The organism is Bradyrhizobium nanningense (genome assembly GCF_004114535.1).
In the GTDB taxonomy this organism is placed as follows: Bacteria; Pseudomonadota; Alphaproteobacteria; order Rhizobiales; family Xanthobacteraceae; genus Bradyrhizobium; species Bradyrhizobium nanningense.
Window position 1 is genome coordinate 20,230 of record NZ_LBJC01000082.1, and the last position, 7,271, is coordinate 27,500.

The window sequence follows — 7,271 nt, forward strand, 5'->3', positions numbered from 1 at the left end:
AGCTGATCATGCAGACATTTCGCGTCAACGATTACGACATGGCTTATCTCGAGGTTGGAGACGGCCCACCGCTGGTCTGCGTGCACGGTACGCTAGGTGATTTCCGTACCTGGTATTCGGTACTCGGCCCGCTGTCGAAGGCCCATCGCGTGATGGCGGTCAGCCTGCGGCATTTCTTCCCCGAGCATTGGGACGCCGTCGGCGACGACTACAAGATGGCCCAGCACGTCGCCGACATGATCGCATTCATCGAACAGGTGAAGCCCGCACCCGTCGACCTGATGGGCCATTCACGCGGCGGCCACATCGCGTTCCGCGTGGCGCAGGCGCGGCCGGATCTGCTGCGAAAGCTGGTGCTGGCCGAGCCGGGCGGCGATCTCGATGCCAGCCTGCCGGTGCCCGAAGGCACGCCCGCGCATCCGCCGCTGGCTGCGCGCACGGCACGCTCGGTCGAGATGATCCGCGCCGGCGACATCGAGGGCGCGCTGCAGAATTTCTACGAGGGCATCGAAGGCGACGGCTCCTGGCGGCGCGTGCCGGCGGCGGCCAAGCAGCAGCTGCGCGACAACGCGCTGACGTTCCTCGGCCAAATCAACGAGCAGCGCCGGCCCTACACGCGCGCAGACGCGCAGGCGATCAGGACCCCGACGCTGCTGATCGGCGGCGCCGCCACCACCGGCAGCCTGTCGGTGATGTGGCGCGTGCTGGCCGAGCACATCGCGGGAGCTGAGACGGCCGTGATTCCGAACGCCGGCCACTGGATGTTCGAGCAGGCCCCGCTGGAGTTCGGCGAGATGGTGAGCAGGTTCTTGGCGGAGTGAGCCGTTGCCTTCTCCCCTTGCGCCCGCAAGGGGAGAAGGCACAGACACTCACACCTTCCACACGCCGACCGGCATCTTGATTGCTGCGTTCAGCCGGTTCCAGACATTGATGGTCGCGATCGAGAGGATCAGGGTCGCCAGCTCGCGTTCGTCGAAATGCTTGTCGGCCTCGCTCCAGACCGCATCCGGCACCGGATCCTCGCGGTCGGCGAGGCGCGTGACGGCCTCGGTCAGCGCCAGCGCGGCGCGCTCGGCGTCGGTGAAATAAGGCGCCTCGCGCCAGGCCGATACGGCGAACAGGCGCTCGTCGGTCTCACCCAGCTTGCGGGCGATCCTGGGATGCATGTCGACACAGACGCTGCAGCCATTGATCTGGCTGGCGCGCAGGTGCACCAGTTCCAGGAGCTTTTCCGGCAAGCCCTGCTTGGTCAGATTGCCGAGGGACTGAAGGGCATTCATGGCCTCGGGCAGGACCATGACGGGGTGATTCATGCGGGCGTGCATCTTTTGCGTCTCCATCGCTCGAATTTCGAAGGTTCCGGTCACATCGGCCGGATTGGCTTCGTCATGGCCATGACGGATCGCGACGAGGGAATGTGACCGATGACCGAAGAAAATCTTCTGACCCAGCAATTCGAGGCGAGCAGGGACCATTTGCGCGCGGTCGCCTACCGGATGCTGGGCTCCAGCGCCGAGGTCGACGATGCCGTGCAGGAGGCATGGCTGCGGGTCAGCCGCTACGACATGTCCGAGGTCGCGAACCTGCGCGGCTGGCTGACCACCGTGGTCGCGCGCATCTGCCTCGACATGCTGCGAGCACGGAAGTCGCGCAAGGAAGAGCCGATCGGCCCGCATGTGCCGGAGCCGGTCGACGAGATGCGAGAGGGCGAGGCTGAGATGGCTGACTCGGTCGGCGCCGCGCTGCTCGTCGTGCTGGAGACGCTGCAGCCTGCGGAGCGGCTCGCCTTCGTGCTGCACGACATGTTCGCAGTCCCCTTCGAGGAGATCGCACCGATCGTCGGCCGCTCGGTCGAGGCGTCGCGGCAGCTCGCGAGCCGGGCGCGGCGCCGCGTGCAGGGCGCGCCGGTGCCTGAGACGGACCTGTCGCGTCAGCGCGGAATCGTCGATGCCTTCCTCAAGGCGTCGCGCGAGGGCAATTTCGAGGGACTGCTGGCCGTGCTCGATCCCGACGTCGTCTTCCGCGCCGATCAGGCTGCGGTGCGCCTCGGCACGCTGGCTGAGATCCGCGGCGCGGATGCGGTTGCGCAGCTCTACAAGGGCCGTGCCCAGGCGGCGCGGACGGCGCTGGTCGACGGCGCGATCGGCGTGGCCGTCATCCTCGGCGGGCAGTTGCGCATCGCGCTGCGTGTCACGTTCAGGGGCGATCGGATTGCCGGGATCGAGGCGCTGGCCGATGCGGAGCAGATCGCTGCGCTGGAGGTGGAGGTGCTGGAGGGAAGAGGCCCGGACACAAGATCACGAAAACAACCCCATGCACAGTAGACGGGCCTAGCGAAATCAATGACTTATTCGGCCTAACGAGAAGTCATTCTGTCACCCTCGGATACCGCTTGACGGGTTCACCTCACGAAGCGTAGCTTCGGATACGGAATTCCGTATTCCCTTTTGTCGTCGGAGACTACCGCGTGATTCCGCTCGACCCGCTTCCGAACCTAATCGACCAGGTCTATGCGCGCATCCTGGAGGCGATCTCCGATCGCACGCTGCAGCCCGGTCAACGCATCCGCCAGAACGAGCTCGCCGACAGGCTCGGCGTGTCGCGCCAGCCGGTCTCGCATGCGCTGCATCTGCTGCACCGGCAAGGTCTCGTCTCCGAGAGCGGCAAGCGCGGCTTCGAGGTCACCCAGCTCGACCCCGCGCGCATCCGCCAGCTCTACGAGGTGCGCGGCGCGATCGATGCACTGGCGGCCCGGCTCGCGGCGATGCGCGCGGGATTCGACGCGGCCGGCCGCGCACGTTTGGAAGCCGCCCTCGCCGCCGGACGCCTCATCGATCGCACGACGACGCTGGCCGAGCTCATCGTGCTCGATGTCGATTTTCACCGCGCGATCTATCAGCTCGCCGGCAATCCCGTGATCGAGGAGACGATTGCACCGCAATGGCCGCATATGCGTCGCTCGATGGCGACGGTGCTGTCGGAGCTCGATTATCGCGGCAGCGCCTGGGCGGAGCACGCCGACATCGCCGGACACATTCTTGCAGGCGATGCGAGCGCGGCCGAGCGCGCCGCGCTGGCGCATGCGCAAACGGCGGGGCGGATGACCGAGCAGAGGTTGAGGGCGACGAACGAGGCGGCGGCGTAGCGACCATGACCGTCATGCCCGGCCTTGTGCCGGGCATCCACGTTCTTTCCTGGACGCGGCGCAAAGACGTGGATGGCCGGGACAAGCCCGGCCATGACGAGAGAGAACAAATAAACAAGCCAAGGAGGACGGCCCATGAAACTGTCTCAGGAGCAATTGGAGTTCTTCCACCGCGAGGGCTGGCTGTTCCTGCCTGAGCTGTTCGCCCAGGAGGAGGTCGATCTGCTCGCGCGCGAGGCGGTCGGCATCTACGACGCCGACCGGCCGGAAGTCTGGCGCGAGAAGAGCGGCGCGCCGCGAACGGCGTTTGCCGCGCATCTCTACAATGAGGCATTCGGCATCCTGGGTGCACATCCGCGCATGATCGAGCCGGTCGAGCAATTGTTCGGCGAGCCCGTCTACATGCACCAGTTCAAGATCAACGCGAAATCGGCTTTCACCGGCGACGTCTGGCAATGGCACCAGGATTACGGCACCTGGAAGCGCGACGACGGCATGCCGGAGCCGCGGGCGATGAACATCGCGATCTTCCTCGACGAGGTGATGCCGATCAACGGTCCCTTGATGCTGGTGCCGCGCAGCCAGAACGCCGGCGATCTCGAAGCCTCGCACGACCTCGCCACCACCTCCTATCCGCTGTGGACGCTGGATGAGGCGACTGTGACCCGCCTCGTCGAGCAGGGCGGAATCGTGGCGCCGACCGGCAAGCCCGGAGGCATGCTGATGTTCCACGGCAATCTGGTGCATGGCTCGGCCGGCAACATCACGCCCTATCCGCGCAAGATCGTGTATCTGACGCTGAACGCGGTCTCGAATTACATCCGCACCCCCACGCGACCGGACTACATCGCCCATCGCGATTTTGCGCCGATCAAGACGGTGGACGACGACGCGCTCGTGCGCCTTGCCCGTGCGCCGCGGCAGGCGGCGGAGTAGATAAGTCTCGTGCCCCGGACGCAGCGCAGCGTCTCTTCGACGATGCGCTGCAGAGCCGGGGCCCATGCTGCACGGATAGTTTCTCTCTCGGTCCCGGCTCTGCGGAGCAGCGCTGAAGAAGCGCTGCACCGCGTCCGGGACACCATCATGATCGGGTCCTCCCATGAACCTCTTCCGCCTCCTCCAGGCCCGCGCGTCCGCCGGCAAGCCCGTCCGTGTCGCATTGATCGGTGCGGGCAAGTTCGGCTCGATGTTTCTGGCGCAAGTGCCGCACACGCCGGGGCTGGAGGTGCCCATCATCGTCGACATCGACCGCGACCGCGCGCGCGAGGCGTGCCGCACCGTCGGCTGGGACGCGGAGCGCATCGCGGCGACAATGTTCACCGATGACGGCGCGCGCGCCATCGCCGGCGGCGCGATGGACGTGGTGGTGGAGGCGACCGGCAATCCCGCCGTGGGGATCCGCCACGCGCGCGCCGCGATCGCCGCGGGCAAGCATATCGTGATGGTGAATGTCGAAGCCGACGTGCTGGCAGGTCCGCTGCTCGCCGAGGAAGCGCGCAAAGCGGGCGTGGTCTATTCGCTCGCCTATGGCGACCAGCCCGCGCTCACCGCCGAGATGGTCGACTGGGCCCGCGCCACCGGCTTCCGCGTCGTCGCCGCCGGCAAGGGCACGAAGTACCTGCCGGCCTATCACGACGTGACGCCTGACGGCGTCTGGCAGCATTACGGCCTGACCGCAGGCGAAGCGCAGTCGGCCGGCATGAATCCGCAGATGTTCAACTCGTTTCTCGACGGCACCAAATCGGCGATCGAGATGGCCGCGATCGCCAATGCCTGCACCCTCGACGTGCCCGCGGACGGCCTGCTGTTTCCGCCCTGCGGCGTCGACGATCTGCCACACGTCATGCGGCCGCGCTCGCGCGGCGGCGTGCTGGAGCGGCCTGGCGTGGTCGAGGTCGTCTCCTCGCTCGAGCGCGACGGCCGGCCGGTGTTCCGCGACCTGCGCTGGGGCGTCTATGTCGTGCTGGAGGCGCCGAACGATTACGCCGCGGACTGCTTCCGGCAATACGGCCTCAAGACCGACGCCAGCGGACGTTATGCGGCGATGTACAAGCCCTATCATCTGATCGGGCTCGAACTGAATATCTCGGTGCTGTCGGCCGCGCTGCGGGGTGAGCCCACCGGCCAGGCCAGCGGTTTCCGCGGCGACGTCGCAGCGGTCGCCAAGCGCAATCTGCGCGCGGGCGAGATGCTGGACGGCGAAGGCGGTTACACGGTGTGGGGCAAGCTGGTACCGGCCGCCGCCAGCCTGAAGGCGGGCGCGCTGCCGATTGGTCTCGCACATCGCGTCAAGCTGAAGCATGACGTCACGCACGGCGCAATGGTGCGCTGGAGCGATGTCGAATTCGACGCGGGCAACGAGACGGTGAAGACGCGCAAGGCGATGGAAGCGGCGTTCGCAGCGCAGCATTGATCGGTTCATCGCAAGCTCAACCAAAGTGCGCTTGATTTGCAGGTCCCCTTTGGTCATGCTGCCCCTCGATCCGGGAACAGTGAATTTCGGACAAAAAGAAAACGTCGGCCACCGGCGAAGACAAAGCGACACCAAGATCGCAATCCCCTCGTCGAGGACTCGGCATCACAGGAGGGAAACGCATGGAACGTCGTAAATTCCTGACGGCAGGCGGGCTGGGCCTTGCCGCGAGTGCAGTCGCTGCGCCAGCTGTCGCGCAATCGATGCCGGAAGTGAAATGGCGGCTCGCCGCGAGCTGGCCGAAATCACTCGATACGCTGTATGGCGGCTGCGAATATTTCTGCAAGCGCGTCGCCGAGATCACCGACAATCGTTTCCAGATCCAGTCTTTTGCTGCCGGCGAAATCGTGCCGGGCCTGCAAGTGCTCGACGCCGTCTCCAACGGCACCGTCGAGATGGGCAATACCGCGCTCTACTATTATTGGGGAAAGAACCCGGCATTCACCTTCGGCACCGCGCTCCCGTTCGGTCTCAACACGCGCCAGCACATTTCCTGGCTGATCTGGGGCGGTGGGCAGGACATGCTCAATGACCTGCTTAAGGAGCAGAATGTCATTGGCGTTCCGACCGGCTCGACCGGCGCTCAAATGGGGGGCTGGTTCCGGAAGGAGATCAAATCGATGGATGATCTCAAAGGGCTCAAATTCCGCGTTGGCGGTTTCGCCGGCACGATCATTGCGAAGGTCGGCGGCGTGCCGCAGCAGATCGTTGCGGGCGACATCTATCCGGCGCTGGAGAAGGGCACCATCGATGCGGCCGAGTGGGTCGGGCCGTATGATGACGAGAAGCTCGGCTTCGTGAAGGTCGCGAAGTATTACTACTATCCAGGCTGGTGGGAAGGCACCGGCCAAGGCCACAACATCATGAATCTCGAGAAGTGGAACGCACTGCCGAAACACTATCAGGCGGCGATCTCGACGGCCTCACTCGATACCTTCACCTGGGTGACCGGCAAGTACGATTCGGTCAATCCACCCGCGCTCAAGCGGCTGCTCGCCGCCGGCGCGATCCTCAAGCCGTTCCCGCAGGAGGTGCTCGAAGGCTGCTATGCCGCAGCCAACGGAATCTATGCGGATCTCGCCAAGAGCAATCCGCATTTCGGCAAGATGTATGCAAGCCTGACGGCCTATCGCAGCGACTCGCTGGCCTGGATGCAGGTCGCCGAGCTCAGCTTCGACAGCTTCATGATGCGGATGCGGACACGGACCTAACGTCGCCGCGCTGCGAGGCGCAAAACGACGAAAGCCCCGGAGATATCTCCGGGGCTTTTTGTTAGGCAATAACTCTTACCACATCCGCCGCGGCGTACTGGATGCCCCGCCCCCGTGCGCAATTGCGCACTAGGCGGAGCATGGCAGCGGAGGTTGTGGTGAGCGGCGTGTCATCCAGGCATCGCACGCGCGAAGGCGTAGCAGCCTCTTCAATTCTCGTCATCCCCCAGCGCGGCGACCAGCTTGTCGTAGTACTTGGCGACGAGATCGATATTGGCCTTGTTCTCGACTTGAGGCGCCGGCGTCTTCAGCGCCTCGTTGAGCTCGCCGAGCGCTTCCTTCTTGTCCTTGGCCGGCATTTTCTTGTCTGCCTGCACTTGCGCGATCTGCGCTTTGATCACGGCGTCAGTGCCGACATATTTCTTGGTCGCGGGGTCGAAGC

At 65.2% G+C, this 7,271-nt stretch carries 8 protein-coding genes (1 of these 8 running past the window's edge); 6 read left to right on the forward strand and 2 right to left on the reverse strand.

The window, feature by feature from the left end; translation table 11 throughout:
* Positions 1-8: 8 nt before the first annotated feature.
* A complete protein-coding gene (locus tag XH84_RS38235; RefSeq protein ID WP_128920457.1) occupies positions 9-821 on the forward strand; it encodes an alpha/beta fold hydrolase in 813 nt (270 codons plus the stop codon).
* 48 nt (positions 822-869) lie between these two features.
* Here XH84_RS38235 and XH84_RS38240 read toward each other — a convergent pair whose 3' ends face one another.
* On the reverse strand, positions 870-1,325 hold the full coding sequence (locus XH84_RS38240; protein WP_128920456.1) for a carboxymuconolactone decarboxylase family protein: 456 nt from the start codon (positions 1,323-1,325) through the stop codon (positions 870-872).
* A gap of 99 nt (positions 1,326-1,424) precedes the next feature.
* Between XH84_RS38240 and XH84_RS38245 the strand changes: the two genes are divergently transcribed.
* The 5 genes from XH84_RS38245 (at position 1,425) to XH84_RS38270 (ending at position 6,829) form a co-directional block, all read left to right on the forward strand.
* Positions 1,425-2,324: a sigma-70 family RNA polymerase sigma factor gene (locus XH84_RS38245; RefSeq protein WP_128920455.1), complete on the forward strand. Its 900-nt coding sequence runs from the start codon at positions 1,425-1,427 to the stop codon at positions 2,322-2,324.
* 143 nt (positions 2,325-2,467) lie between these two features.
* Positions 2,468-3,145 (forward strand): GntR family transcriptional regulator, encoded by a 678-nt coding sequence (locus XH84_RS38250; protein ID WP_128920454.1) that lies wholly within the window; start codon positions 2,468-2,470, stop codon positions 3,143-3,145.
* Positions 3,146-3,280: 135 nt separating this feature from the next.
* Complete coding sequence (locus XH84_RS38260) at positions 3,281-4,081, forward strand: phytanoyl-CoA dioxygenase family protein (protein ID WP_128920452.1); 801 nt, start codon at positions 3,281-3,283, stop codon at positions 4,079-4,081.
* 163 nt (positions 4,082-4,244) lie between these two features.
* On the forward strand, positions 4,245-5,558 hold the full coding sequence (locus XH84_RS38265; RefSeq protein WP_128920451.1) for an NAD(P)H-dependent oxidoreductase: 1,314 nt from the start codon (positions 4,245-4,247) through the stop codon (positions 5,556-5,558).
* 182 nt (positions 5,559-5,740) lie between these two features.
* Positions 5,741-6,829, forward strand: a complete 1,089-nt coding sequence (locus XH84_RS38270; protein ID WP_128920450.1) for a TRAP transporter substrate-binding protein — start codon at positions 5,741-5,743, stop codon at positions 6,827-6,829.
* Positions 6,830-7,038: 209 nt separating this feature from the next.
* Here XH84_RS38270 and XH84_RS38275 read toward each other — a convergent pair whose 3' ends face one another.
* Positions 7,039-7,271, reverse strand: the 3' portion of a protein-coding gene (locus XH84_RS38275; RefSeq protein ID WP_128920449.1) for a hypothetical protein. Its footprint extends 379 nt past the window's final position; 233 of the gene's 612 nt are visible here — the last part of the coding sequence; its start codon lies beyond the right edge, outside the window — the gene reads right to left on this strand; it ends in the stop codon at positions 7,039-7,041.